At 70.8% G+C, this 25,743-nt stretch carries 19 protein-coding genes and 1 pseudogene; 12 read left to right on the top strand and 8 right to left on the bottom strand.

What is annotated here, in order from left to right; translation table 11 throughout:
- Positions 1 to 159 precede the first annotated feature (159 nt).
- Together eccCa and ACLJPL_RS10790 are read left to right on the top strand one after the other, a co-directional pair.
- Positions 160 to 4,254 (top strand): type VII secretion protein EccCa, encoded by a 4,095-nt coding sequence (gene eccCa, locus ACLJPL_RS10785; RefSeq protein ID WP_411080555.1) that lies wholly within the window; start codon positions 160 to 162, stop codon positions 4,252 to 4,254.
- A 167-nt stretch (positions 4,255 to 4,421) separates the two neighbouring features.
- On the top strand, positions 4,422 to 5,075 hold the full coding sequence (locus ACLJPL_RS10790) for a class I SAM-dependent methyltransferase (RefSeq protein WP_411080556.1): 654 nt from the start codon (positions 4,422 to 4,424) through the stop codon (positions 5,073 to 5,075).
- 83 nt (positions 5,076 to 5,158) lie between these two features.
- Here ACLJPL_RS10790 and ACLJPL_RS10795 read toward each other — a convergent pair whose 3' ends face one another.
- Together ACLJPL_RS10795 and ACLJPL_RS10800 are read right to left on the bottom strand one after the other, a co-directional pair.
- Positions 5,159 to 5,404, bottom strand: a complete 246-nt coding sequence (locus tag ACLJPL_RS10795) for a DUF2283 domain-containing protein (RefSeq protein WP_411080557.1) — start codon at positions 5,402 to 5,404, stop codon at positions 5,159 to 5,161.
- Positions 5,405 to 5,526: 122 nt separating this feature from the next.
- Positions 5,527 to 6,120 carry a hypothetical protein gene (locus tag ACLJPL_RS10800; RefSeq protein ID WP_411080558.1) on the bottom strand — a complete coding sequence of 198 codons (594 nt, stop codon included), beginning with the start codon at positions 6,118 to 6,120 and terminating at the stop codon, positions 5,527 to 5,529.
- A 195-nt stretch (positions 6,121 to 6,315) separates the two neighbouring features.
- Between ACLJPL_RS10800 and ACLJPL_RS10805 the strand changes: the two are divergent.
- Positions 6,316 to 6,438: pseudogene (locus tag ACLJPL_RS10805) on the top strand (IS5/IS1182 family transposase); the annotation flags it as partial.
- 548 nt (positions 6,439 to 6,986) lie between these two features.
- Here the strand turns inward: ACLJPL_RS10805 and ACLJPL_RS10810 are convergent.
- The 6 genes from ACLJPL_RS10810 to eccB all read right to left on the bottom strand — a co-directional run bounded on the left by ACLJPL_RS10810 (position 6,987) and on the right by eccB (position 13,061).
- Positions 6,987 to 7,286: a WXG100 family type VII secretion target gene (locus tag ACLJPL_RS10810; RefSeq protein WP_411080559.1), complete on the bottom strand. Its 300-nt coding sequence runs from the start codon at positions 7,284 to 7,286 to the stop codon at positions 6,987 to 6,989.
- Positions 7,287 to 7,319: 33 nt separating this feature from the next.
- The gene (locus ACLJPL_RS10815) at positions 7,320 to 7,682 is read right to left on the bottom strand and encodes a WXG100 family type VII secretion target (protein WP_411080560.1); all 363 of its coding nucleotides are present in this window, start codon (positions 7,680 to 7,682) and stop codon (positions 7,320 to 7,322) included.
- A 275-nt stretch (positions 7,683 to 7,957) separates the two neighbouring features.
- Positions 7,958 to 9,673, bottom strand: a complete 1,716-nt coding sequence (locus ACLJPL_RS10820; protein WP_411080561.1) for a hypothetical protein — start codon at positions 9,671 to 9,673, stop codon at positions 7,958 to 7,960.
- Complete coding sequence (locus ACLJPL_RS10825; RefSeq protein ID WP_411080562.1) at positions 9,670 to 10,110, bottom strand: hypothetical protein; 441 nt, start codon at positions 10,108 to 10,110, stop codon at positions 9,670 to 9,672. Before ACLJPL_RS10825 ends, ACLJPL_RS10820 begins: the two co-directional genes overlap by 4 nt.
- Before the next feature lie 150 nt (positions 10,111 to 10,260).
- Positions 10,261 to 11,520, bottom strand: coding sequence for a type VII secretion-associated serine protease mycosin (mycP, locus tag ACLJPL_RS10830; RefSeq protein ID WP_411080969.1), 1,260 nt, complete (start codon positions 11,518 to 11,520; stop codon positions 10,261 to 10,263).
- A gap of 14 nt (positions 11,521 to 11,534) precedes the next feature.
- A complete protein-coding gene (gene eccB / locus ACLJPL_RS10835) occupies positions 11,535 to 13,061 on the bottom strand; it encodes a type VII secretion protein EccB (protein ID WP_411080563.1) in 1,527 nt (508 codons plus the stop codon).
- Positions 13,062 to 13,407: 346 nt separating this feature from the next.
- On the opposite strand from eccB, the gene eccE reads away from it, so the two are divergent.
- From eccE to ACLJPL_RS10880, 9 genes are all read left to right on the top strand, one after another.
- Positions 13,408 to 14,685 carry a type VII secretion protein EccE gene (eccE, locus tag ACLJPL_RS10840; protein WP_411080564.1) on the top strand — a complete coding sequence of 426 codons (1,278 nt, stop codon included), beginning with the start codon at positions 13,408 to 13,410 and terminating at the stop codon, positions 14,683 to 14,685.
- 11 nt (positions 14,686 to 14,696) lie between these two features.
- Positions 14,697 to 15,404 (top strand): hypothetical protein, encoded by a 708-nt coding sequence (locus tag ACLJPL_RS10845; protein ID WP_411080565.1) that lies wholly within the window; start codon positions 14,697 to 14,699, stop codon positions 15,402 to 15,404.
- An 86-nt stretch (positions 15,405 to 15,490) separates the two neighbouring features.
- Positions 15,491 to 15,724 carry a DUF397 domain-containing protein gene (locus ACLJPL_RS10850; protein WP_093692929.1) on the top strand — a complete coding sequence of 78 codons (234 nt, stop codon included), beginning with the start codon at positions 15,491 to 15,493 and terminating at the stop codon, positions 15,722 to 15,724.
- Positions 15,725 to 16,078: 354 nt separating this feature from the next.
- Entirely contained in the window at positions 16,079 to 19,279 is a 3,201-nt protein-coding gene (locus ACLJPL_RS10855) for an SCO5717 family growth-regulating ATPase (protein WP_411080566.1), read from the top strand.
- Positions 19,280 to 19,475: 196 nt separating this feature from the next.
- On the top strand, positions 19,476 to 21,404 hold the full coding sequence (locus ACLJPL_RS10860; RefSeq protein ID WP_411080567.1) for an ABC transporter substrate-binding protein: 1,929 nt from the start codon (positions 19,476 to 19,478) through the stop codon (positions 21,402 to 21,404).
- Between the two features lie 3 nt (positions 21,405 to 21,407).
- Positions 21,408 to 22,499: an ABC transporter permease gene (locus tag ACLJPL_RS10865; protein WP_411080568.1), complete on the top strand. Its 1,092-nt coding sequence runs from the start codon at positions 21,408 to 21,410 to the stop codon at positions 22,497 to 22,499.
- The gene (locus tag ACLJPL_RS10870) at positions 22,496 to 23,566 is read left to right on the top strand and encodes an ABC transporter permease subunit (RefSeq protein ID WP_411080569.1); all 1,071 of its coding nucleotides are present in this window, start codon (positions 22,496 to 22,498) and stop codon (positions 23,564 to 23,566) included. Before ACLJPL_RS10865 ends, ACLJPL_RS10870 begins: the two co-directional genes overlap by 4 nt.
- A complete protein-coding gene (locus ACLJPL_RS10875) occupies positions 23,512 to 24,684 on the top strand; it encodes an ABC transporter ATP-binding protein (protein WP_411080970.1) in 1,173 nt (390 codons plus the stop codon). Before ACLJPL_RS10870 ends, ACLJPL_RS10875 begins: the two co-directional genes overlap by 55 nt.
- Positions 24,681 to 25,688, top strand: coding sequence for an oligopeptide/dipeptide ABC transporter ATP-binding protein (locus ACLJPL_RS10880; protein WP_411080570.1), 1,008 nt, complete (start codon positions 24,681 to 24,683; stop codon positions 25,686 to 25,688). Before ACLJPL_RS10875 ends, ACLJPL_RS10880 begins: the two co-directional genes overlap by 4 nt.
- Positions 25,689 to 25,743: the final 55 nt, after the last annotated feature.

Genomic DNA, 25,743 nt, shown 5'->3' on the forward strand with positions numbered 1-25,743 from the left:
CACGGTAGTCAGCGGATGCGTATGCGCATCGCGACACACTACCGCCCTGTGACCCCCGTTTCGCCCGAAAAGCCCTCTCTGCGGAGGGAGCCGGTCGCCACGGGGACGTCGCTGGGAACACTTGGGAACACTTCCGTCCGGCAAGGGAATCGGTGAGCCGTGAGCCAGATCGTCGTCAAGCGCCCACCGCGCGCCCCGTCCTCCGAAGTGCCGTTCGAGCAGGTGCAGTTGCGACCTCCGCCGGAGCTGCCCCGCGGTCAGCAGGAGGGTGCGCTGATGCAGCTCCTGCCGATGCTGGGCATGGGCGGTTCCGTCGTCTTCTTCTTCATGACGTCGAACCCGATCATGCGGATCATGGGCGTGATCATGATCGCCTCTACGCTCGCCATGGCCGTCGCGATGCTCGTACGTCACCGGCGGGGCACGCAGGGCCTGCTGGCGGACCTGCGGCGGGACTATCTGAGGTACCTGGCGCAGACCCGGCGCACGGTGGTGAGGACGGCCCGCAAGCAGCGTGACGCGCAGTTCTATCTGCACCCTTCGCCCGAGCAGTTGTGGGCGCTGGTCGCCGAGGGCAGCCGGGTGTGGGAGCGGCGGGCCGGTGACGCGGACTTCGCTCAGGTGCGCATCGGTCTGGGCGACCAGGAGCTCGCCACCCCTCTCGTCGCGCCCGAGACGGCGCCGGTGGACGAGCTGGAGCCGCTGACCGCCGGGGCGATGCAGCAGTTTCTGACGACGCACTCCACGGTGGAGGGCCTGCCCATGGCCGTGTCGCTGCGGGCCTTCTACCACCTGACGATCAGCGGCCACGCGGATTCCGCACGCTCCACGGCGCGGGCGATGGTCGGCGCCCTGGCCTCGGTGCACTCCCCCGAGGACCTGGTGATCGGGGTGGCGACGGGGCCCGAGGAGGCCGCGCGGTGGGAGTGGGCGAAGTGGCTCCCCCACGTACAGGACGCGGATTCGGCTGACGGCGCGGGCAGCCGCCGCCTGATCACCACCAGCTCCCTGGCGCTCGAACAGCAGCTCGCGGCCCGGCTCGACGGCCGGCCCCGCTTCCAGCCCGGCGGCCGGCCCCTGCTGGACCAGCCGCACGTCGTCATCGTCCTGGACGGCGCGTCGGTGCCCCCGACGTCGGTGCTCGCGGCGGCCGAGGGCCTGCACGGCGTGACGGTCGTCGAGGTGGTGCCGGGCGAGGTCACCGGCGCGCGCGGCGGCCTCTCCGTCGTGGTGCGCCCCCCATCGCTCCGGCTGGAGTCGGGGCAGGGGCTCGTCTACGACGGGGTTCCCGACCTGCTGAGTTACGAGGCGGCCGAGGCGCTCGCCCGGCAACTGGCCCCCCTGCGCGTGGCCACGGGCGGGGACGACGACGAACCGCTCCTCGCGAACCTGGAGTTCACCGATCTGCTGAACCTGGGGGACGCCGCCTCCATCGAGGTCGGCCGGACCTGGCGGCCCCGCTCCCGGGCCGAGCGGCTGCGCGTACGGATCGGTGTCGGCGAGGACGGCACGCCCGTGATGCTGGACCTCAAGGAGGCGGCGCAGGAGGGGATGGGCCCGCACGGGTTGTGCGTGGGCGCGACCGGTTCCGGCAAGTCGGAGCTGCTGCGCACGCTGGTGCTCGGCCTGGCCGTCACCCACACCTCGGAGACGCTGAACTTCGTCCTGGCCGACTTCAAGGGCGGTGCGACCTTCGCCGGAATGGCGCAGATGCCGCACGTCGCCGCGGTGATCACCAACCTCGCGGACGACCTGACGCTGGTCGACCGCATGGGCGACTCCATCCGCGGTGAGCTCAACCGCCGCCAGGAGATGCTGCGCGACGCGGGCAACTACGCCAACATCCACGACTACGAGAAGGCGCGTGCGGCGGGTGCGCCGTTGCAGCCCCTTCCTTCACTCGTTCTGGTCATCGACGAGTTCAGCGAACTGTTGACGGCCAAGCCGGACTTCATCGATATGTTCGTGCAGATCGGGCGCATCGGCCGTTCGCTGGGCGTGCATCTGCTGCTGGCGTCGCAGCGGCTGGAGGAGGGGCGGCTGCGCGGCCTGGAGACGTACCTCTCGTACCGCATCGGTCTGCGGACGTTCTCGGCGGCCGAGTCCCGTGCGGCGCTGGGCGTGCCCGACGCGTACCACCTGCCCAACGTGCCCGGTTCCGGGCTGCTGAAGTTCGGTACGGAGGAGATGGTGCGGTTCAAGGCCGCTTACGTCTCCGGGGTGTACCGCGCCGGGGGCCGGCAGGCGGCCCGGGCCGGGGGCTCGCTGTTGGTGGACCGGCGGCCGGTCGCGTTCACGGCCGCGCCGGTGCCGGTGCGGTATGTGCGGCCGGGTCCGCAGCCCGCCGCCGGGGGGCCGGGTGTGCCGGATTTGCTGGGTGCGTCGGGTGCGTCGGGGGCACCTGGCGTACTGGATATGCCGGATGTATCTGGTGCGTCTGGCGTGTCGGGTGCGCCGGGCGTACTGAATGTGCCGGATCAGCGCACGGCGGAGGACGACGCCCTGGCGGACACGGTGCTGGATGTGATCGTGCGCCGACTGGAGGGGCGCGGCGTCTCCGCGCATCAGGTGTGGCTGCCGCCGCTGGACGATCCGCCGCCGCTGGACGCGTTGCTGCCGGGGCTGTCGCCCGTGCCGGGCCGGGGGCTGAGCCAGCCCGGGTTCGAGGGCGCGGGACGTCTCGTCGTCCCCCTGGGCCTGGTCGACAAGCCGTTCGAGCAGCGGCGCGACACCCTCTACCGGGACTTCTCCGGCGCGGCCGGGCACATGCAGATCACGGGCGGTCCGCAGTCGGGCAAGTCGACCCTGCTGCGTACGGTCGTCGCGGGCTTCGCCCTGACGCACACCCCCTGGGAAGTGCAGTTCTACGGGCTCGACTTCGGTGGCGGCGGCCTGGCGTCGATCGCCGGCCTGCCGCACGTCGGCGGGGTCGCTTCACGGCTCGACCCGGAGAAGGTGCGCCGTACGGTCGCCGAGGTGCACGGCATCATGGCGCGGCGCGAGGAGTACTTCCGCAGCGCCGGCATCGACTCGATCGCCACCTACCGCAGGATGCGGGCACGCGGCGAGATCTCGGTGGCGGACCAGCCGTGGGGCGACGTCTTCCTGGTCATCGACGGCTGGGGCAACTTCCGGGCTGACTACGAGGGGCTGGAGAACGCCGCCCTGGACATCGCGGCACGCGGCCTCGGTTACGGCATCCATCTGATCATCACCGTGTCACGGTCGATGGAGGTCAGGGCCGCCCTGAAGGATCAGCTGATGAACCGTCTGGAACTGCGGCTCGGCGACGTCATGGACTCCGAACTGGACCGCAAGGTCGCGGTCAACGTGCCCGCCGGCGTGCCCGGTCGGGGTATGACGCCGGAGAAGCTGCACTTCATGGCGGCGGTGCCGCGGATCGACGGCGTCAACTCCGACAGCGACCTGTCCGAGGCGACGACCGCCATGAACCAGGAGGTCGCCCGGCACTGGACGGCTGCCCCCGCCCCCGCCGTACGCCTGCTGCCGCGTTCCCTGCCGGCGAGCGAACTCCCGCCGGGCCACGCCGCTCCGGAGCGGGGTGTCGCTTTCGCCATCGACGAAAACGACCTCGCGCCGGTCTTCGTCGACTTCGAGCACGACCCGTTCTTCCTGGTGTTCGGGGAGAGCGAGTCCGGCAAGTCCAACCTGCTGCGGCTGCTCATCAAGCAGCTCACCGAGCGGTACGACGGTGACGCCTGCAAGCTCTTCGTCGTCGACAACCGGCGCTCGCTGCTGGACGTGACCCCGCCGACGCACCTGGCGGAGTACATCCCCCTGTCCAACGACATGGAGCACCACATGGTCGCGCTGCGGGACCTCATGAAGCGGCGGACCCCGTCCGTCGACGTCACGGCCCAGGAGCTGCGGAACCGCAGTTGGTGGAGCGGCCCGACCGTCTATGTGGTCATCGACGACTTCGACCTGGTCTCCACGTCGAGTGGCAACCCGCTCTCCCCGCTCACCGAACTGCTGCCGTTCGCACGGGACGTGGGCATCCGCTTCATCATCGCCCGCAGTACGGCGGGGGCGGGCCGTGCCCTGTACGAGTCGTTCCTCCAGCGCATGACGGAGCTGGGCGCGCAGGGCGTGCTGCTGTCGGGCGACCCGATGGAGGGCGACGTCCTCGGCGGCGTACGACCGCGTCCGATGCCTCCGGGCCGGGGCATCTTCGTGACCCGCCGTCGCGGGAACCCGCTGGTGCAGACGGGGCTGGTGGGCGAGGGGAGGTAGGGGGCGCGGTGAGGGCGGGAGGGGAAGCGGGAAGCGAAGAAGGGGTGCGGGACAAGGCGCGTGTCTCGATGCTGAGCGCTGAGCGGCGACAAGCCTCGTAAACGGGTGATGTCCGGGGTCCCCGGCAAGGTGATGCTGAGATTCCGCAGGTCGGTACGCTTCGGGCCATGAGTGACCGACTGGGCTCCGCCGAAGACGACAGCGGCAGGGTCAGGGGAACCGCTGGGTACGCGCGGGCGGCGGACGTGCTGGCGGTCCAGTACGAGGACATCACCTTCGCCGAAGTCCACCGTGACGTGTTGAGCCTGGTACCCGCCGAGCCTGCCCGGATCCTCGACATCGGCGCAGGCACGGGCCGCGATGCTGCCGCGTTGGCGGCCCTGGGGCACAGCGTCGTGGCTGTCGAGCCGACTGCGGAGCTGCGGGGACATGGACAGCGCATCCATGCGGGCAGCGCAATCGAGTGGGTTGACGACGCTCTCCCCACCCTGGCGCTTCACCAGTGTCCAGGCCGGTTCGATGCGGTCTTCGCCACTGCGATGTGGATGCACCTGGACGTCGAGGAACGCGCACTGGCGATGGCCAGGGTCGCCGCCTTGCTGATGCCTGACGGCCGGTTCTTCGTCAACCTCCGTCACGGACCTGTGCCGGATGGCCGTCGCATGTTCGACGTGTCCGCTGCTGAGACAGTCGAGCTGGGGGCGGCCAACGGCCTACAGACGCTCCTGAGCAGCGAGCATTCCGATCTCCACGGGCGCGAGGGTGTCCGGTGGAGCTCTCTCGTGCTCCAGGCGAAGGACTCCCGCAACGCACTCGACTGAGCGCGAACGACGGACGAGGGTCCTTCATCCGTCAATAGCCGCATGAACACCCCTGGCGGGTGCATATGTCTGGCACGACTCATTCATGCGCCTTCGATGTCCAGCCGCTCCGCGGACCTGAGCAGGTACTCGGGCAGTTTTGAACTGGCCGCCAACACCTCGATGCCGATGAGGCGGCCATGCTCGTCGAAATCGAGATTGATCGTGGCGTCGGCATCCTCTGGATCGCAGGAATACATGCGCGCGGACTTCACGCGGCTCTGCGGTTCGGTGAAGTGCACGTACGCAGCGTCCACGGTCTTGTCGTAGGTGACTCTGACGTCTGCCACGGTGAGCAGGCTCCTTTGCTTTTGCTGATGGCGGTGCTGTCCCTTTTCATGCCTCTTTCATGCCTCAGGCCGCACCGATCTCCTTAGAGGTCCTAACAGAATGAACATGGGGATCTCATCGTTCAGGTCGCAGCAGACCTGTCGGCTCGACGACGGCGCTGGTAGTACGCGATGGTCAGTACGCCCAGGAGCGGGCCCCAAAGGATCAGTGGTGTGTAGCAGATGTAGAACCAGACGGCTTCCCAGCCGCCGGCCTTGCCGGGGAAGTTGTCCGGCAGGTCGTCGCCGCGGATCGTGGTTCCCTGGATCTCGTTGGCGATGGCCAGGATGGTGAACGTGAGCGTGAGGATTGTGGCCCCGAGGGTGGCTGGGAGGAGCGCGGCCTTGATGGGGACGCGGCGGCCGCGCAGGCGGGGGATCCAGTGGGGGAACACCTCGCCCCAGCGAGCAATGAGCCCGATCGCGGTGAAGGCGAGCAGTTCGGAGACGATGGATAGGGAGGGGATGTACATGCGCTCGCCGAAGCTGATCCCCTCGTCGAATGCCGCCGGGAGCCGCCACAGGCTCGAGGGCAGGACGACGAACGGTACGGCGTAGGCGGCGAGTCGCAGCCGCCGTGATACTCCGGTGACAGGCTGGTGGGCGGCTTGCCATGCCGAACGCAGCTGACGGGGCCGGGCGACAGCGGGGGTGTCGACGTGCGAGAAAGGCGGCATGCGAATCCTCATCTTCGGCAGGCTGGCGATCAGTCATCGGGAATGACGATTCCAACCACGGGCCCGCGAAGAGTCACTCGGCGGGTTGAACTCAGCTCCGCCGCCCGGTTGATAGCGGATGCGACGCGGGTATGACAGCGAGCACATCGACGCTGATGGCCGTTCCTCAGCGCCGATGTTGAGCGTTCGCCTGGTATGGGAGCCTCGCCGTGGATCGTGTCGGACGAGCTGTGGGAGCGCATCGAGCCGCTGCTGCCGCGCAGGGAACGCCGTTTCCGGCATCCGGGCCGCAGACCGCTGCCGGACCGGCAGGTGCTATGCGCCGGCCTCGCCTTTCGCCGACCGCGGCTACGGCATCTACCGCCCCGCCGACCGTGGACGAACGGTCGGCCACCCAGGCGCGGCCCGGAGTTCCCCTTCACCAAGTCGGAGACCTGGCCCGAGCCCGCGACACCGGCACTGGCACCGGCACCACCAACTGCGGCAAAGCCGAAACGCAGGCATGGGGCCGGGTCCTTCCCCGGCTCAGCCACCGCTCCTCCTGGCTCGACCACGACGGCGAACTGCCTGTGATTGGAGGCACGTTGATCCGGTTGGAGGTCGAGCATCTGTCAAAATACCGGGACGCTCCGCCGGTGTGGCTGTGGCCCTCGAAATCCAGTGCTATCCCGGACAAGGTGGAGCGTTTCCAGCAGGCGTCTCTCTGCCGTTTCGATGGGGAACACACCTTCCGCTTCTCGCAGCGAAACCGGCCGCGTGCCGACTGGCCCCGCTGTTCGGGGGCCCCGAGCCGGCCGCAGAGCGCATCAGGGTGGGCGCCTCCCGAGCGTGCCCACCCTGACGTGTTGGTCCTCCAGCCATTTCCGCTAAAGGAAGTTGGCCGCAGCCCGCTTGTCGCCGCTGCGGTAGGCGGGAGCGGCGTCGCGCACAGCGCGCGAGATTTCGGCGAGGTTGTTCTGAATGCTCGCGGCTTCCACATCCCATCTCGCCTGTGCGGCCTGGTAGGCCGTCTTGGCCTCGCCTTCCCACAGTTCCGAGACCGAGGCGATCATGGTCTTGATCGCGTTGAGATCCCGGCCGAGCTGCTTGGCCTGCCGCTGAATATCGGCAGCCGCAAGATCGAGACTGGCGTAATTGACAACCGTCGTACCGTCGTTGGCGGTCATGCGGTCCTCCCGTGGTCGACTTGAGAATTTCGGTCAGAAACCGTACAAGCTTGATGACTTGGCGGTGGCTCCGCTGCCGCCTGTATAGCCCTCGACGACATCCACACCCATGAGGGCGGCGCGGACCTCATCCTCGGTGTTGCCGGAAATGGTGCGAGCTGCCTTGATGGCTTCCTGGAAGCGGGCCAGCTCCTTGGCGATCCTGCCCATGGCCTTGTTGATCTGATCCTGCTTCTTGTTGTACTCGCCGGCCCCGATGCCTTTCCAGGCGCCTTCGAGACTGTCGATGGTCATATGCAGTTGAGTGATCTGGTCCTTCACCGATTCGAACCTTTCGGTGAGGCCGTTCTCCACCCTCAGCAGAACCGCGTCTGAGACTTTCTGGTCCGGATTCATGACCGTCCCTTCCTTCTTTCAGTTGATTCCCGCGCAGCCGATGCGGCCGGCCGACTCGTGCCTGTGAGAGCCTGCGGTCAGGGCGCGCCGCGTCTACGGAATACGGCGAAGGCCACTCCCCCTGGAACCGTCACGACTGCGACGACGAGGGGTCCGCGTTGGCGCCTGAGTCGATGACGGCGATTTCGATGCCTTCGCCCGTCGTGAAGCCGTCACAGCCAGTGCGCTGAGCGCACGCCGGCGCACACACTTCCGAGGGCGACCCATTCCCGCCGTCATCCTGACTGCCGAACCTTCCATGGATCCTGCTCATCGATCACTGGCGGCACGGCCCCGCGGCGGCGGGCCGCCCCTGTCTCTTCGTCTTCCGTCAGGTGGTCCGGACGAGTCGACCGGGGATTCTCCTCGTCCTCCCGGTCGGACGTCCGTCGACCGGCAGACCTGCGGACGAGGCCCGCACCGCCGCTGGTGAAACCCTTCGAACCGGATTCCGACGTGCTACGGGGAGCGCCGACCACTCCGTTGGCACCCGATGCAGGAGCGCCGGGCCGGTCGGGGCGAGGCGTGCCGCCACTGCTTCCCGTGCCGCCGATCACGGTCCCTGGCGAGGTTCCGTGGCGTGACTGAATCCCGGACGAAGTCCCGTAAGCAGTCCGCTGCGGAGTCCCCCCTACGATGCCGTTGCCTTGTCCCGTACGAAGGTTGCTCGGTGCTGACGTACCAGCGTGAGCCGCCATGGGACGACCGCCCATCACGCCGGATTGACCGGCCGCAGGTGCGCGCACATCAGCATCGGAACGCCCGGTTGCTGATGGCGCACCGCCCATCGAGCCCGGCCGGCCAACGCGAGTACCCGAATGGCCGCCTGCGACAGGGCCACCGCCTGCCGGCGAAGCCTTGCCTGGTTCCCCACCGAACCGACTGACGGTGCGGGGCATCCCCAACGACCTCGCGGGCCACGACGAGCTTGCCGACACCGGCGGGACGAACCCCGTCACTATGGGCGGTGCGGTGCCGCCCGCCGGCCCCGTCCCAGTCGGCATCGACGGGGCAGGGGCCATGCCGCTGGCTGTCGTGGGGGCGGGCGCAGAGGCGATGCCGCTGATCTCTGTTGGTGTGCTCTTGTCCGGCGCGGATGCGGAGGCCCACACTTCGTATGAAGATCGGCCGTTGGTCGCCGTCACGGACCCGGATTCTCCTGCGGCCGTACGCGCTGCGGAGCCTGGTCCGACGCTGCTGACCGAAACCCCATCAGCGCCCTTCGACAAGATTCCTGCCGGCGGGGACTGCCTCTTCCCGCCCGCCGGCCGGGGCACGTCGACACCGAGCCTCTTGTCGAACCGCGGCGGTTCCTGCTCCGCCAGCGCCTGCCCCGAGATCGCGTAGTACGACGCCAGCCGGTTGATCTGGTTGATGGCCTCCTGGCGGTTGTGCTCCGCCTTGACCGCGGCCTCGTACTCCGGGTTGCCCATCACCTGGTCCGGCACCTGGATGTCCTCCGGGCTCCTCCGCGACAGTCGGCTGTCGCGCGGTGGCATGGCGCTGCGTACGGACGCCAAGCCGGTGCCAGCCACGGTGATCTGTGTGCCGGCCGTGCCCGCGAAGTCGCCGAGCCTCCTGGCGTGGGCCACCAGACCCCGGCCCCACTTACGGAAGGCGTCGCCGGACTCGCCCCGCCAGTCGACCCCGTCGAGGTGGTCGCCCAGCTCCTCCGCCGCGCTCCAGATGGCGTCCCTGGCCTTCCAGAGCGCCTCGCCCGCGCTTTCCAGGTGCTCGGGGTCGGAGTTCTCGACCAGGTCAATGATGGCGTTGAGGTCGTATCCCTCGAACGAGGTACGGCCACCAGGACTGGAGTCCCCGAAGCCGAACATATCCAGGGTCTTTCTGGCCGTCTCGGTCATATCCATGGCGACCAGTTGGCTGTTGACGCGTTTCTCGTCCTGAGTGTGCTGTTCGGCGGGGATCGGTTCCTGCCGCCTCTTGTCGCTCATCCCGCTGTCCATCCGGAATCGGACCGATCGTTGTCACGTTGCTGCTCAAGCCAGGCGGCCCGCTCACGGTCCCGGTCCATACGCCCCTGGATCGCGTGGAAGCGTCGCCTGGTGTCGTCGTCGACGTTGTCGAAGCCGACCGCCGCCGCGTGCACGCCCAGGCTCAGGTACTCGATCTGTTCGCCCAGCGACCTGGAGAGCGAGACCAACGACCCGTGCACGCGGCTGTATTGGCTGTACAGGCCGTCCGCCTCGGCGAAGCACGCGTTCGAGCCGCTCAGAGAGGCGCGTGAAACCGTCTGGGACGCCACCTTCGACCCACCGGCCGCCGAGCCCTCGAAGACCGCGAGCAGAGCGTCCACGCGCTTCTTGAACTTCTCCAGCGCGCCTACGCCGCGTCTGAGGTCAGCCGCCCCGTCACCTGGATCGGCCACCATGCCGTCCTCCCCGTTCCTCGTCCCCGTTTGCCCGGATCATTCCGCATTGCTGTCGCATTGATCCGGTCCGATCACATCTCATCAGGCGACTCTAGTTATGTACGGGTAATGGGCGAATTCACTTGCAGGCCAGGTGGCTTGTTCTGATGGTTACCGGCCGTCCGTAAGCCGCCTCGTGCGACGCCTCATATCCCTTACGGCCACTGCCGCACCGGTCATCGCGGCCACCAGGACCGTGCCGCCCACGACTACGTACGTCGCCAGGCGGGCGTTGCGTTCGTCGGCTGTTTCGCCGAGGTGGAATTCGGCCGTGGTCGGGGCTTCGCCTCTACTCATGCCCTCGCTCGCCACCGGGCGGCTGATGGCCCTGTCGTCCTCGGTCAGGGCGCGTACCGGATCGACGACCCCCCAGCCGACCATGCGGTCGTGACCCGCCACCGAGCGCTCCGCCGTCTGCTGGATCTGGGCGACGATCTGATGCCGCGTCCAGCGGGGGTGCTTGGCCTTGATCAGTGCCGCGACTCCCGCGACGTACGGGGCGGAGAAGCTGGTGCCGCTGTCGGCGCAGTGTCCGCCGCCGGGCACCGTGGAGATCATGTCCACCCCGGGGGCGGCGATCCCCACGAAGTCGCCCTGCTGGGAGAAGGGGGCCCGTTCGTTGTTGCGGTCCGAGGCGGCGACGGCGAGGACGCCCTCGTACGAGGCGGGGTAGGTCGGCTTCACGTTCCCCGCCGCGCCGTCGTTGCCCGCCGAGGCGACGATCACGACGTCCTGGGAGAGAGCGTGGTCCACGGCCTGCTTCAGGATCGGCGCCGGTCTGACGGCGTCGGCGGTGTCCTGGGAGATGTTGATGATGTGGGCGTCCGCCTCGGTGACGGCGTAGAGGATCGCCTCGGCCAGGGTCTTCGCCGTTCCGTTGCCCCCGGCGTCGTTCTGCTGGATCGGGATGATCGTCGCGTCCGGGGCGAGGCCGGTGAAGCCCGTGCCCTCCGCCTCGCGCGCCGCGATGATGCCGGCGACCTTGGTGCCGTGGCCGACCGTGTCCGAGGTGCCGTTCTCCCTGCCGCGTGCGAGCTTCCTGCCGTCCTCGGTCTTCGTCGCCCCCTCCGGCAGCACGTTCCGGCCCGCTTCGACATCCACGGCGGCGGTGAGCTGCGGGTTCTTCACGTCGACCCCGGTGTCGATGACCGCTACCCGGACCCCCTTCCCGGTGGACTGCTTCCACAGCTCGTCCATCAGGACGCGCTGAAGCGCCCAGGGGCGGCCCGGGTACTTCTCCGAGGAGAACGTGCACTGGGCCGCCGCGTCGTCCGCAGCCGCGGGCGCTGCCGGGAAGGCGGCGAGCAGGATTCCGGTGGCCGCCGCGGCCGTCAGGAGGCGTCGCGCCAGGGGCATCGTGGGAGGCGTCATCTCCGTACCGCTGCTCACGAGCCCTGTGGCCGGCCGGCCGCGCCGGTGGAGAGGCGGGGGCCTGTCGGCAGGAACGACGACCAGGCCGCCGGTACGGGAGTGGGGGCGATGTCCCGGTAACCGAGGTGGTTCTGGGCCTTCTGCGCCTCCAGCCGCCGCTGCTCCCTCTCCTTCCTCGGACCGGACTCGCCGATGCCGGAGTCGTCCTGCCCGCTGTCGCTGTTGGACTGCATGGCGTAGCGCAGTCCGGTGTCGGTGACCAGGAAGAGAAGGCCGACGTCGGTCCGCGAGCCCTTGAACTGCCGGAAGAACTGCCCCGATCCGGGCGTGACGTAGGCGCTGGAGGAGCCGGTGGGGAGCGTGGCCGGGAAGCTCGTGCCCACCCAGGTGGACAGGGTGGTGGCGCCGTCGTCGGCGTCAACGTCGCGCAGGACGTTGCACACCGTGTTGCGGCTTCCCTTCTTGACGCTGGGGAAGTTGACGGGCTTCGGCGCGTGAACGGGCCAGTCCCGTTCCCCGCCGAACGCCGGGCCCGGTACGAACGCGCCGGTGTTCACGGGCCGCGCCCGGCTGGCCTGGCCGAGGCGGACCAGGTCCCGGCTGCTGAGCAAGAGCTTGGCGGTGAAGTCGGATACGGGGGCGACCCGGCCGGGGAGGACGACGTACTGCTGGGTCCTGGTCCCGGCGGGGGCGGCCAGGACCATGCCGACCCTGTTCGCCCGGGCGTCCAGGACACCCGGTACGCCCGCCGGGTCGCCCGGGGTTCCGGGGAGAGCCGGGAAGTCGATCGGGTCCCCGGTGTGCAGCGTCGCCAGCCAGGGGGCGGAGACCCGTTGGGGCTCGCTGTACCGGTCGACCAGGGTGCGCAGCAGCAGTTCGTCGTCGCGGACGGGGTACGCCTTGCCCGCGGCGTCCACGAGATAGCGGGTCCCGTCCGGCCCTTCGACGTACATCATCTCGCCGCCGCGCAGCCGGTTCCTGCCGTCGGTCTTGCTCTTCTCGCGCTCGGCGAGGACGAAGGCCGCCTTCTGGATGGCCCGGCCGCCCTCGCCGGGCTGTTCGCAGACGGCCCAACGCTTGGCAGATCCGGCGTCCTTGGGGTCGGGTAACCGGTCGGGGGCGTACGGGATGCCGAGGGTCGCGCCGTGCGGGATCGTGCCGTTGTCCAGGACCGATTCGTCGACAGTGACGACCTGGCCCTCGCCCGGGGCGAGCAGGAGCCTGGCGGAGGCCATGTTCAGGACGGGGTGCAGCTGCTTCGTGCCGTTGGTTTTCAACACCACATACCGGGTGGTGGACTTGCCGGCGATGATGACGTGCCTATGGGGCTCGTCCCACTTCTGGGGGGCCACCGGCCTGAACATGCCCCAGGCGCCGAAGACGGCGAGGACGACGACCGCGGTGATCGCGCCCGGCAGTACCGCGCGCAGCGGACGCGGTGCGCCTTCCTCCGAGCCGCTCGCGTGGGGATGCAGAAACTGTGCGATCAGCCTTCGCTTCGCGAAGGTATAGGCGTTGAGCTCATCCCGCCGTGATGCCATGTGTCCGCTGCCCCTTCTCCCCAGTGGTCGATGCGGTCGATCGGGGCGTATGCGGTCGATTGTGGTCGATGCGGTTGATCAGGTTGCCACACGCACCCGCCTGCCCCTGGTCCCTCACCGGAGCCCAGCCATCCCTCCGGGGGTCCGGCTGTCACTCTTCCGGGGGCCCTGCCGTCATGGCCTGGAGGCTCCCGGCCGCCACGTCTCCAGGGGTTCAGCGGCCACGCCTCCGGGGGTCCGGCCGCCACGTTTCCGGAGGTTCCGCGCCCCGCCGCTCCGGTAGGGTGCCCCCCGGTCGACAACCGTGTGAAAACGGCGCATACGGACACGAGGGGGCGACGCGGCCATGGATGCAGCCACACGTGCGCCCTCCTCATCGGCGGCCCCCGCGACTTCCACGTCGCGCGCCACGACGCCGCGCGCCATCGCGCGAGCCGGCCCGGTACGGCCCCTGCTGCGGCAGCTCGTGATCATCGAGGTCGCTCTGGCGGTGGCCGTGGCGGGTGCGGCGCTCGGCGGTGCGTGGCCGGCGCCCGCCGCCGTGCTCGTCGTCCTGCTGGTGCTGCTCGCGGTGGTACGCCGCCGGGGCCGCGCGCTCCACGACTGGCTGTCGACCGTGCTCGGGCTCAGGGCCCGCCGGCGGACCGCCGGCGCTCCGGCAGCCAACGGTGAGCCCACGCTCGCCCCGGTCGCGGAGAACGTCCCCGGATTCGGCCCGTACGTCTATGTGGACCGGGACCACCGCGCGGTGGGCATGCTCGGGGACGGGACGTCTCTGACCGCCGTGGTGCGGGTGGAGGCGGGCGGTGAGGCGCTGCGACCCGCGTTCGGCGCGCGCTCGCTGCCCCTGTCGCTCCTGGGCGACGCCCTGCGGGTGGACGACATCGTGCTGGAGTCCGCGCAGTTGGTGCAGCAGGTGCGCCCCGCTCCCGCCCCGCATCTGCCGCGGCAGTCGGTCGCCCGCCTCTCGTACGGGCCGCTCCAGGACAGGACCGGGGCCCCCGCGCTGCGGATGACGTGGGTGGCGGTGAAGCTGGATCCGGAGCTGTGCCGCGAGGCCGTCGAGGCGCGCGGCGGCGGGATCGAGGGGGCCCAGCGCGCCCTGGTGCGGGTCGCGGACCATGTGGCGAGCCGGATCACGGGCGCCGGGTTCCGGGCCGTGGTGCTGGACCAGGACGAGCTGAACTCGGCCGTCGCCACATCCGTATGCGCCAACCCCATCCTGTCGGGCCGCGCCGGACGCCCGGACGCCGCGCCGCAGCGCCGCACAAGGGAGACGTCGCGGGTCTGGCGGTGCGACGACCGGTGGCACACCACGTACGCGGTGGACCGCTGGCCGGAGTTGGGCCGGGGGGCGACGCCGCTGCCTCAGCTGGTCGCGCTGCTGACGTCGGTCCCGGCGTACGCGACGACGTTCAGCCTGACCGTGCGGCGCGGCTCCCGGCAGAGGTCGACGAGCGTGAGCGGCCATGTCCGGGTGACCGGCGGATCCGACACCGAACTGGTCGGCGTACGAAGGGTGTTGGAGCAGGCGGCCCGGCACGCGAAGGTGGGTCTGGTGCGGTTGGACCGTGAGCAGCTGCCGGGCGTGCTGGCGACGCTCCCGCTCGGAGGGGCCCGGTGAGGACCCGTGCGATGAGGTTCGGATCGGTCGGGCGCGGACTGCCCGGCCCCCGCCACGCGGGCCACACCGTGCCCACCGACCACCTGGACGCCCTGTCGCTCCCGGTCGGCGACGACGGCGTGATCATCGGCGACGACGCGGAGGGACGCCCGCAGTTGATCGGGTTCCACCGGCCCGTCCCGTACGACGTCACGCTGATCGGCGGCCTGTGGACGGCGCAGGTGCTGGCGCTGCGCGCCGCGGGCACCGGTGCGCGGGTCGCGGTCGAGACCGGGCGCGTCCATGCCTGGACGACGCTGGCGCGGGCGGCGGGCGCGGGAGTGGAGTGCGTCTCCCTGTACGACGTGGGGCGGGTTCCGCCGACCGGCGCGACGGTCGGGAGCCCCGTGGTGGTCGTGCGGGACTGCGGGACGCGGCCGCCCCGCGGCCGGGTGGTCTCCTCGCCCTGGCAGTCCGTGCTGACGCTGCTCCCCTATCTGAGCCCGGTGGCACCGAGGTTGCTGCGCGCTTCGGCGCTGGTGGGCGTCCAGCGGGTCTCGCCCGACGAGGCGGAGCGGATCGGCCGCGTCCTGGGGCTCGCACGGGCCGAGGCCCAGGCGCTGCCCACTCTGGCGGACGGCGTGACGCTCTGGGTGGCGGGCCGCGAACGCCACTGGGCGATGATGAGCGCCACGGACGCGGAGACCGGCCTGTTGGGCACAGCTCGCCGGATGGACTGATTCCTCTCCCGTTCGTACGACACAGGCCCCCGTCACCGGGGACGATGGACCAAGCAACGACACCGTTCGATCGAAGGGACGCCGGCATGGGCACCCAGCAGGAAAAGGACGAGCTCTACGCTCTCGACATCTCGGGTGTGGAGTGGCTGAGCGCACCCGGCACCGAGGAGGTGGAGGAGCGGGTCGAGATCGCCCATCTGCCCGGTGGCGCGGTCGCCATGCGTTCCTCCCTGGACCCGGACACCGTCCTTCGGTACACGGAGGCGGAGTGGCGGGCGTTCGTCCTGGGCGCTCGCGACGGTGAGTTCGACCTCAAGTAGGCGCTGTACGAAGCAGACGCCGCACACGGTACGAGGGTGGCGGCCCGGCCGGGCCGCCACCCTTCGTCGTGTCCGCGCGGAGGCGAAGCACGGCCCGAACCGACCGCATCGGGCCTCCGCCGACGCCGCGCGTGGTTCACCGGAGAACGGGACGTCGCCCAGGGGGCGTTCTCCGGCGTGCGATACGGCCTGCCTGAGTTCACTCGATGGCGATTAGGGTGGGTGGGGCGCGGCACAAGAACCTGCGGGCAGGTTGTACGCGTCGCAGGGGGAAGAGCCGGGCGGACCGGGCAACGGGAACGGCCGCCCCCACCCACCACGGCACAAGGGTGCTCGACCACACCAGGAGGCAACGTGAACAGCGATCGGGACGAGATCCGCGACGGATGGAACACACCCGTCGACGAGTCGTCCGACGCGGATCCCGCCGAGATGACGGGTGAGTTCACCATCGACTACACCCCTCCCGCCTGGTACACGCAGAGCGCGGCGGGGGACTCGTCGGGGGGAGAGGGCTCACACCTGACACCGCCTCCGCCTCCGTACGGCAGCCCGGTGTCCGTGCCGGAGCAGCCGTCCTCGGGCGGCTTCGACCCCGACTGGGCGTCGACCCCGGCCGCGCCTGCGGTGCCGACGGCCCCGGAGGCTCCCGAGGCGCCGGTCGGCCCTGTCGTTCCTGGCGCCCCGAGCACGACCCAGGCTCCTCCGGCCTCTCCTGCTCCTCCGGCCGCCGCTGCCGAGGAGACGGGTGACGCCGGCCCGTTCGGGGGCGGCGACGTGGAGAGCGGTGCCACGATGCGGTTCTCCCCGGCCGCCCTGAAGCGGGAGATCGCCGAACGCGACGCCGCAGCTTCCGGTGCGACCCCGGGACCCGCCGCGTCCGGTACGACTCCGGGTTCGGCCTTGTCCGGTACGGAGACGGGGTCTGCCGCCTCCGACAGCGCAGTCGGCTCAGGGGCCGAGGCTGACGCCTCAGCCGACTCCCATAAGGGCGACGGCAGTACGGACGCCGACACCGACGCACGGGCCACTACGGACTCCCCGAACCTCGCGGACTCCGCCGAGGCCCCGAAGGCAGCCGACGCCGAGAATGCGGCCGACGCGAACGGCAAGGCGGACGGCGACCCCGACTCCCCCACCGCAGCCGACACCCGGACCGACGCCGTCACACAGGACTCAGGCCCGCAGGACGCCGCTCCCCAGGACTCCGTCCCTCAAGACGCCGTTCCCCAGGACTCAGCCCCTCAGAACGCCGCTCCCCAGGGCTTCGTCCCGCAGGACTCCGTTCCGCAGAGCTTCGCTCCCCAGGACGCCCCGCCCGCCGCGCCGGAACCGCCGGCCGCCGCCGCCCCGCAGGTGCCCTGGTCCCCGCCCGCCGAAGGCGGAGCCCTGCCTCCGCTGCCGCCCGCCTTCCAGCCGGCCGCGCCGCAGCCCACCGCACCCCAGCCCGCAGCTCAGTGGCCCGCCCCCGTGCCGCCGCACCAGACGCCCTCCGGCTACGGCTTCCCGCAGGCGGCCCAGGCCGCCCAGCCGCCTCACCAGCACCCCCAGGCCCCTCAGCAGCCCCAGCCCATCCCCGCTCAGCCGTTCCCCGGCCAGAGCACGCCCCTGCCGGCACAAGCCCACCCCCAGGCACCGCAGAACCCTCAAAGCCCCCAGGGCGCGGGCGGATACGGCTTCCCGCAGACCCAACCGGCTCAGGCACCTCACGCGCCCCAAGCCCCACACGCACTCCATCAGCCCGAGCAGCACGCCCCGTTCCCGGGACAGAACGCCCCGGGTGCCCCCGGCCTGCCCGCCCCTTCCTCCCCGCAGCATCCGGAGCCGTACCAACAGCAGCCGGGGCCGGAGCCGGAGCCGTACCAACAGCAGCCGTACCCCCAGCAACACCAGCAGCAACAACACCAGCAGCCCCAGCCGCCCCACATCTCCGCCCAGCAGCAGGCGCAGCCGGTACAGCAGAACCAACCGGCCCAGCAGCACGGCGCCCCGCCCCAGCCGGTCGACCCCCGTCTCGGCGGAGCCTGGCCCACCCCCGTCACGCACGACCAGCGCGAGCGTTCTGTGCCGGGCGCGCCCCTCGGGTACACGGCGGCCGTCGAGCTCTCCTCCGACCGGCTCGTGAGGGGCAAGCAGAAGGCGAAGAGCAGCCGCAATCCCTCCGCCGTCTCCCGGTTCAAGCTGGGCGGGAAGAAGGAAGAGGCCGAGCGGCTGCGCAAGCTGGAGCTGATCCGTACGCCGGTGCTCTCCTGCTACCGGATCGCCGTGATCAGCCTCAAGGGCGGGGTCGGCAAGACCACCACGACGACCGCGCTGGGCTCGACCCTGGCCACCGAGCGGCAGGACAAGATCCTCGCCATCGACGCCAACCCGGACGCGGGCACGCTCGGGCGTCGGGTGCGGCGCGAGACCGGGGCCACGATCCGCGACCTGGTCCAGGCGATCCCGTACCTCCACTCGTACATGGACATCCGGCGGTTCACCTCGCAGGCCCCCTCGGGTCTGGAGATCATCGCCAACGACGTGGACCCCGCGGTCTCCACGGCGTTCAACGACGAGGACTACCGGCGCGCGATCGACGTGCTCGGCAAGCAGTACCCGATCATCCTCACCGACTCGGGCACCGGTCTCCTCTACAGCGCCATGCGCGGCGTGCTGGACCTCGCCGACCAGCTGATCATCATCTCCACGCCCTCGGTCGACGGAGCCTCCAGCGCCTCCACCACCCTGGACTGGCTCTCGGCGCACGGGTACGCGGACCTGGTGCAGCGCTCGCTCACCGTCATCTCGGGCGTTCGCGAGACCGGCAAGATGATCAAGGTCGACGACATCGTGCAGCACTTCGAGACCCGCTGCCGGGGTGTCGTGGTCGTCCCGTTCGACGAGCACCTGGCGGCGGGCGCCGAGGTGGACCTCGACATGATGCGGCCCAAGACGCGTGAGGCGTACTTCCACCTCTCGGCCCTGGTCGCCGAGGACTTCGCGCGGGCCCAGCAGCAGCAAGGGCTCTGGACGTCGGACGGCCAGAACCCGCCCCCGCAGTACGCCCCGCCCATGCCCGGCCAGCAGGCCCAGAACTACCCGGCGCACGGACAGCCGGGGCAGGGCGGGCCGACGCCCGGTCAGCCGCCCGCGCAGAGCTACCCCGCACAGGGCCACCCGGCACAGAACTACCCGGCCCAGGGCCAGCAGCCCCACCCCCCGCAACAGCCCCAGACCCCCCAGCAGCCCCACGCCCCCCAGCAGCAGTACCCCCAACAGCCCTATGCCGGGCAGCCGCCGTACGGGGGATATCAGGCGGCCGGACAGCCGGGCGCTCCGCAGCCCCAGCAGCACCCCCACCCCGCGCAGCCGGGGCCGGGCGGACAGCAGAACGGGTGGCAGCAGGCGTCGCCCCCGCAGGACCAGTCGGGTGGGCCCGCGCCGGCCGCGCTGCCGCAGGGTCAGCACGGCGAGCAGGACAACCCGGCAGGCCAGCTCGATCTCCAGGGTCCGGTGCCTCCGGCGGGATGGCAGCAGACGCCTCCGCAGCCGCCGCCGGCTCCTCACCAGTGAGGCGTTAGAGGTAGAGACCAATGAGGGCCCGTACCGCGTGAGCGGTACGGGCCCTCTTGGGTGTTTCCGCAGCCCAGACGCGGTTTGACGGACCGTTGACGAGGCTGACCGGCGCTGGTAGACCTTCGCCTCACCAACCGGCGAACCAGAGTTCTGCCCGCCTTCTGAAGCGAGTGATGACGCGAGGTCCCCGTCCATGGTCCCAAGACTCTCCCCCCGCACCTCCTGGCCCAGCAGGTCCCGCTCCCTCCGGCCCCGTACACGCCCCCGCGGCCCCCACCCCCGCAGTCGCCTGCGCACCCTGCTCGCCGCCGGCGCGGCCGCCCTGGCGCTCGCCGCCGGGTCCGTCGTCCCGGGGAACCCGCTCGCCCCCGCGCCCTCCGAGGCCCGCGCCGACGACGGGCAGAAGAGGCTCACGGTCGCCGTCGCGCAGAGCGTCGACTCGCTGAGCCCGTTCCTGGCCCAGCGGCTGGTCAGCACGAGCATCCACCGGCTCATGTACGACTACCTGAACAACTACGACCCCAAGGACAACAAGGCGATCCCGGGCCTCGCCACCTCATGGGAGCCGTCCGCGGACAAGCTGACCTGGACGTTCACCATCCGGCCGGACTCGAAGTGGTCGGACGGGCGGCAGGCCACCGCCGAGGACGCGGCCTGGACGTTCAACAAGATGATGACCGACGAGGGGGCCGCGACCTCCAACGGCAGCTTCGTCGGCAACTTCGAGAAGGTGACCGCGACCGGCAAGGACAAACTGGTCGTCAAGCTCAAGGAGCCGCAGGCCACGATGGCCGCGCTGGACGTGCCGATCGTGCCCAAGCACGTCTGGGAGAAGGTCGGCGACTTCTCGAAGTTCAACAACGACCAGGACTTCCCGGTCGTCGGGAACGGTCCGTTCATCCTGACGGACTACAAGGTCGACAGCTATGTGAAGCTCAAGGCCAACAAGGACTTCTGGCGCGGGGCCCCCAAGTTCGACGAGCTGGTCTTCCGCTACTACAAGGACCAGGACGCCGCCGTCGCCGCCCTGCGCAAGGGCGAGGTGTCCTTCGTCGCGGGCAGCCCGAGCCTGACCCCCGCCCAGTCCGCGTCCCTCCAGAACGCCCGGGACATCAAGGTGAACGACGCCCCGGGCCGCCGCTTCTTCGCGCTCGCCGTCAACCCCGGGGCCCGTACCAAGGACGGGACGAAGTTCGGCGACGGCCATCCGGCGCTGCTGGACCAGAAGGTCCGGCACGCGTTGTTCATGGCGGTCGACCGCAAGGCCATCATCGACAAGGTCTTCCAGGGGCACGCCGTCGAGGGCGAGGGTTACATCCCGCCGCGCTTCTCCGACTACTTCTGGAAGCCCGCCGCCGGCCAGAAGCTCGCCCACGACCCGGCGAAGGCCGCCGCCCTGCTGGACGGCGCGGGGTACAGGAAGAACGGTGCGGGCAAGCGCGTCGGCGAGGACGGCAGGCCGCTCGACTTCCGTATCCTCTGCCACGCCACCGACCCCAACGACAAGGCGATCGGCAAGTACCTCCAGGAGTGGTGGGGCGATCTGGGCATCGGGCTGAAGGTCGACTGCCTCGACAACGTCTCCGACCCCTGGTACGCCGGTGAGTACGACCTCGCCTTCGACGGCTGGTCCGTCAACCCGGACCCCGACTTCGTCCTGTCGATCCACACCTGTGCCGCGCTGCCGTCCAAGGCGAAGGAGTCGGCCGCGACGGACAACTTCATCTGCGACCGGCGGTACGACGAGCTCTACAAGAAGCAATTGGCCGAGTACGACCCCGCCAAGCGGGCGGATCTCGTACGGCGACTGGAGTCGCGGCTGTACGACACCGGGTACATGAACGTCATGGCGTACCCCAATGCCGTCGAGGCATACCGCACCGACCACATCGCCTCCATCACCACCATGCCGTCCGCCGCGGGCAACATCTACGGCCAGGACGGCTACTGGAGCTGGTGGTCGGCAGTCCCGGCCGCCGGGGCCCCGTCTGCCGGTTCCGCCGACTCCTCCGGCAGCTCCACCGGGGTGCTCGTCGGGGTCGGGATCGCCGTCGTCGTCCTCGCCGGTGGCGGACTGCTGTTCGCCATGCGTCGCCGCTCCACCGCGGAAGACCGTGAATAGTCCATGAGCACAGAAGGCACTCCCGCGCTGCTGAAGGGCGCGGCGGGCATGGAGAGTGCGGAATCCGGCGGTCCGGCTCCGGCCGGGCCGCCGGGCCGCTCCCCGCGCTCCCGCTCCGCGGCCGCCTACCTCCGCTATGCGGCGGGCAAGCTGGCCGGGGCGGCCGTCTCCCTCTTCGCCGTCCTCGTCACCAGCTTCTTCCTCTTCCGGCTGATCCCCGGCGACCCGGTCAAGCAGATGACCGGCGGCCGCCAGGTGTCGAACGAACAGATCGCCGCGATGCGCCGCGAGTTCGGGCTCGACCTGCCGCTGTGGCAGCAGTTCACCCAGTACTGCGGCAAGGCACTGACCGGCGACTTCGGTACGTCGTACCAGTTCCGGGCCCCCGTCATCGACAAGATCGGCGAGGCGCTGCCCGCGACGCTGCTGCTCACCGGCACCGCGTTCGTCATCTACACCCTGCTCGGCATCTGGCTGGGGGCCCGCTCCGCCTGGCGCAACGGCAGCGCCGGGGACCGGGCCAACACGGCGTTCGCGCTGACGCTGTACTCGGTGCCGTCCTTCTGGCTCGGCCTGCTCCTCATCATCACCCTGTCGGTGGGCGTGGGCCCGATCCCGGGTCTCTTCCCGACCGGCGGCATGGAGTCCGGCTCGACCACCGGCTTCGACCGCGTCCTCGACATCGCGCACCACATGGTGCTGCCCGTCATCACGCTCGTGGCGGTGGAGTACGCGCGCACCCTGCTGGTGATGCGCTCCTCGCTCCTCGACGAGATGGGCAGCGACTACTTGACGACGGCGCGCGCCAAGGGGCTGCGCGACGACCTCGTACGCCGGAAGCACGCCGTGCCGAACGCGATGCTGCCGACCGTGACGCTGCTCTTCGTGAACCTCGGCACGACGGTGGCCGGGGCGATCCTGGTGGAGACGGTGTTCTCCTGGCCGGGGCTCGGCGGCCTCTTCTACCAGGCGCTGAGCGTGCCCGACCTGCCGTTGGTGCAGGCGCTGTTCTTCGTGTTCGCCTCCGCGGTGATCCTGATGAACACGCTCGCCGATGTGATCTATCCGCTGCTCGATCCCCGGGTGGGCCGATGACGACGTCGCTCGATGAATCCGACCCGCAGAAACCCGATCCCCGGAATCCCGACCGGCGGGAACCCGACCCGCAGCAGCCGGACGCCCCCGGGCAGCCGTCCGAGCAGCCGGACGCCCCCGGGCAGCCGTCCGAGCGGCCGGACGCCGCCGGGCAGCCGGAGGATCCCGTACGGGTGGCAGGCCCCCGCGCCCTCGCCCGGGCCCGCCGGCGGCAGGCGGCCCTCCGCTTCTGGCGGCAGTACCGCACGCACCGGGCCGGACTCGTGGGCCTCGCCGTGCTGGCCGTGATCGCCCTGCTCGCGCTGACCGCGCCGCTGCTGGTGGGCGCGGACTCGCGGAGCGTGACCGACGCGCCGGGCGGCGCGATGGAGGCCCCGAGCGGCGAGTTCCCGCTCGGGACCGACCAGTTCGGGCGCAGTCTGCTCGCCCTGATGCTCTGGGGGACCCAGGTGTCGCTGACGGTCGGGCTGCTCGCCGCCTTCCTGTCGGTGGCGATCGGGACCCTCATCGGGATCACCGCGGGCCACTTCAAGGGCTGGTACGCGACCGTCGTCATGCGGGTCACCGACTGGTTCCTGGTGATGCCGACCCTGGTGCTGGCCATCGCCCTGGCCACCGTCCTGTCCCGGTCGATCTGGACGACGATCCTGGCGATCGGCGTGACGACCTGGCCGACCACCGCCCGCCTGGTCCGGGCGCAGACGCTGTCCGTCGAGTCCCGCCCGTACATCGAACGCTCGCGGGCGCTGGGCGGCGGCCACCGGCACGTCATGTCCCGCCACGTCCTGCCCAATGTGATGCCGCTGGTCCTCGCCCAGACCACGCTGGTGATCTCCACCGCCATCCTCACCGAAGCCACCCTCGCCTTCCTCGGGCTCGGGGATCCGACCGTCGTCTCCTGGGGCGGGCTGCTCCAGGACGCCCGTGAGGCGGGAGCGGTCAGCTCAGGGAACTGGTGGTACCTCGCCCCGCCCGGACTCGCCATCGCCGTGGTCGCCCTCGCCTTCACCCTCTGCGGCCGCACCGTCGAGTCCGTGCTCAACCCCAAGCTGGGGGTGTCCCGTTGACCGCCACGACCACCACGACGGACCCGGAACCGTCCGCCTCGCGCAGCCCGGCGAAGCCCACCGGCGATCCCCCGCTCCTGGAGGTGCGGAACCTGTCCGTCACGTACGGCGACGGGGGCGACGCCGTCCCCGCCGTACGGGGGGTCGATCTACGGGTCGAGGCCGGGCAGAAGCTCGGCATCGCCGGGGAGTCCGGCTGCGGGAAGTCGACCCTGGCCCTCGCGCTGCTGCGCCTGCTGCCCGCGTCGGCACAGCTGTCGGGCGAGATCCTGCTCGACGGGGAGGACGTCCTGACCATGAAGTGGGGCCGGCTGCGGGCGGTCCGCTGGGCGGGCGCGTCGATCGTCTTCCAGGGTGCGATGCACTCGCTCAACGCGGTGCACCGGGTCGGGGACCAGATCGCCGAACCGATCCTCCTGCACGGCGGGTCCACCCCGGCCGCCGCCCGCAGGCGCGCGGGCGAGCTGCTGGAACAGGTCGGACTGCCCGCCGCCCGGGCCCGCGCCTACCCGCACGAGCTGTCCGGCGGCCAGCGGCAGCGCGTGATGATCGCCATGGCTCTGGCCTGCGATCCGCGTCTGATCGTCGCGGACGAGCCGACGACCGCGCTGGATGTGATGATCCAGGCCCAGATCCTGCGGCTGATCGAAGCGCTCGTCACCGATCAGGACGTCGGCCTGATCATGATCAGCCACGACCTCGCGGTGCTCGCGGACACCTGCGACCGGCTGTCGGTGATGTACGCGGGCCGGGTCGTCGAGGAGGGCCCCGCCCGGCAGGTGTACGCGGACGCCCGCCACCCGTACGGCCGGGCCCTCTCCGCCGCCTTCCCGAGGATCGGGGACCCCGCATCCCGCCGCGCCCCGCGCGGACTGCCGGGCGACCCGCCGGACCCGGGGTCGCTGCCGGGCGGCTGTACGTTCCACCCGCGCTGCCCGGTGGCGCCGGCCTCCTGCGCCACGGAGGACCAGGAGCTGCGGGAGGCCGGGGGCGAGCGGCGGGCGGCCTGCGTGCTGGTCGGGACCGGCGAGACCCCGGACACTCCGCCCGGGAGAGCCTCAGCGCCCTCCGCATCCCCAGCGACCCCCGGAGCCGACGACACCAGGAGCGCCCCATGAGCACCGCCCCCCTCGTCAGCACCACGCCCCTCCTCAGCGCCGAAGCCCTGGAGGTCGCCTTCCCCGGCCGGCGCGGGGCCGCCACCGCCCGCGCCGTCGACGGCGTCGACCTCGACATCGGGCCCGGCGAGATCGTGGCCCTGGTCGGGGAGTCGGGGTGCGGCAAGACGACGCTGGCCCGTTCGCTGCTCGGCCTGGTCCCGCCCACGGCCGGGCGGGTCACCTTCGGCGGAGCCCCGCTGGACTACGCGGGCCGCGCGCTCAAGGCGTACCGGAAGCGCGTGCAGCTGGTGCTCCAGGACCCCAGCGGCTCGCTCAACCCCCGGCACACGGTGTACGACGCGGTGGCGGAGGGGCTGCGCATCCACGGGTACGCCGGGGACGAGCGGGCGGCCGTCTCCGGGGCGCTGTCCCGGGCCGGGCTGCGGCCGCCGGAGCGGTTCTTCCTGCGCTACCCGCACGAGCTGTCGGGCGGCCAGCGCCAGCGCGTCGTGATCGCCGGGGCGCTGGTGCTGGAGCCGGAGCTGATCGTGGCCGACGAGCCGGTGGCCTCGCTGGACGCGTCGGTACGGGGCGAGATCCTGGCCCTCCTGCTGCGGCTGCGCGACGAACTGGGGCTCTCGGCGCTGGTCGTCACCCATGACCTCGGGCTCGCCTGGAACATCGCGGACCGGGTGGCGGTCATGTACCTCGGCCGGATCGTCGAGACGGGCCCGGTCGAGCGGTTGCTCACGGCTCCTCAGCACCCGTACACGCAGGCCCTGTTGTCCGTCCTCCCGGAGGCCGAGGGCGAACCGGTCGTGCTGACGGGCGAGCCGCCGGACCCCTCGAAGGTGCCGGCCGGCTGCCGCTTCCACGTCCGCTGCCAGGTCCTCGCCTCGGGCGCGGCGGAACGGGCCGGGGTGGCGGAGGCGTGCCGCACGGTGGACCTGCCGGTGCTGCACGGCGGCGCGGACACCCAGGTGGCGTGCCACTGGGCGGCGGCGTGCGGCGCGGGGGCGTAAAACCGAGTAAATCCATGCAAGCTCTACCGTCTTGAACCGCAAAGAGTTCTTCGCG

The sequence above is a fragment of the Streptomyces sp. cmx-18-6 genome, assembly GCF_046548915.1.
Lineage (GTDB): Bacteria > Actinomycetota > Actinomycetes > Streptomycetales > Streptomycetaceae > Streptomyces.

Excerpts from the sequence above, each read along its gene's own strand:
- ACLJPL_RS10850 (WP_093692929.1), top strand. The coding sequence starts at position 15,491 with ATGGGCACCCAGCAGGAAAAGGACGAGCTCTACGCTCTCGACATCTCG.
- eccE (WP_411080564.1), top strand. The coding sequence starts at position 13,408 with ATGGATGCAGCCACACGTGCGCCCTCCTCATCGGCGGCCCCCGCGACT.
- ACLJPL_RS10810 (WP_411080559.1), bottom strand. The coding sequence starts at position 7,286 with ATGACCGCCAACGACGGTACGACGGTTGTCAATTACGCCAGTCTCGAT.
- ACLJPL_RS10825 (WP_411080562.1), bottom strand. The coding sequence starts at position 10,110 with ATGGTGGCCGATCCAGGTGACGGGGCGGCTGACCTCAGACGCGGCGTA.
- ACLJPL_RS10880 (WP_411080570.1), top strand. The coding sequence starts at position 24,681 with ATGAGCACCGCCCCCCTCGTCAGCACCACGCCCCTCCTCAGCGCCGAA.
- ACLJPL_RS10845 (WP_411080565.1), top strand. The coding sequence starts at position 14,697 with ATGAGGTTCGGATCGGTCGGGCGCGGACTGCCCGGCCCCCGCCACGCG.
- eccB (WP_411080563.1), bottom strand. The coding sequence starts at position 13,061 with ATGGCATCACGGCGGGATGAGCTCAACGCCTATACCTTCGCGAAGCGA.
- ACLJPL_RS10865 (WP_411080568.1), top strand. The coding sequence starts at position 21,408 with ATGAGCACAGAAGGCACTCCCGCGCTGCTGAAGGGCGCGGCGGGCATG.
- ACLJPL_RS10790 (WP_411080556.1), top strand. The coding sequence starts at position 4,422 with ATGAGTGACCGACTGGGCTCCGCCGAAGACGACAGCGGCAGGGTCAGG.
- ACLJPL_RS10820 (WP_411080561.1), bottom strand. The coding sequence starts at position 9,673 with ATGAGCGACAAGAGGCGGCAGGAACCGATCCCCGCCGAACAGCACACT.
- ACLJPL_RS10870 (WP_411080569.1), top strand. The coding sequence starts at position 22,496 with ATGACGACGTCGCTCGATGAATCCGACCCGCAGAAACCCGATCCCCGG.
- ACLJPL_RS10800 (WP_411080558.1), bottom strand. The coding sequence starts at position 6,120 with ATGCCGCCTTTCTCGCACGTCGACACCCCCGCTGTCGCCCGGCCCCGT.
- ACLJPL_RS10815 (WP_411080560.1), bottom strand. The coding sequence starts at position 7,682 with ATGAATCCGGACCAGAAAGTCTCAGACGCGGTTCTGCTGAGGGTGGAG.
- ACLJPL_RS10860 (WP_411080567.1), top strand. The coding sequence starts at position 19,476 with ATGGTCCCAAGACTCTCCCCCCGCACCTCCTGGCCCAGCAGGTCCCGC.
- mycP (WP_411080969.1), bottom strand. The coding sequence starts at position 11,520 with ATGACGCCTCCCACGATGCCCCTGGCGCGACGCCTCCTGACGGCCGCG.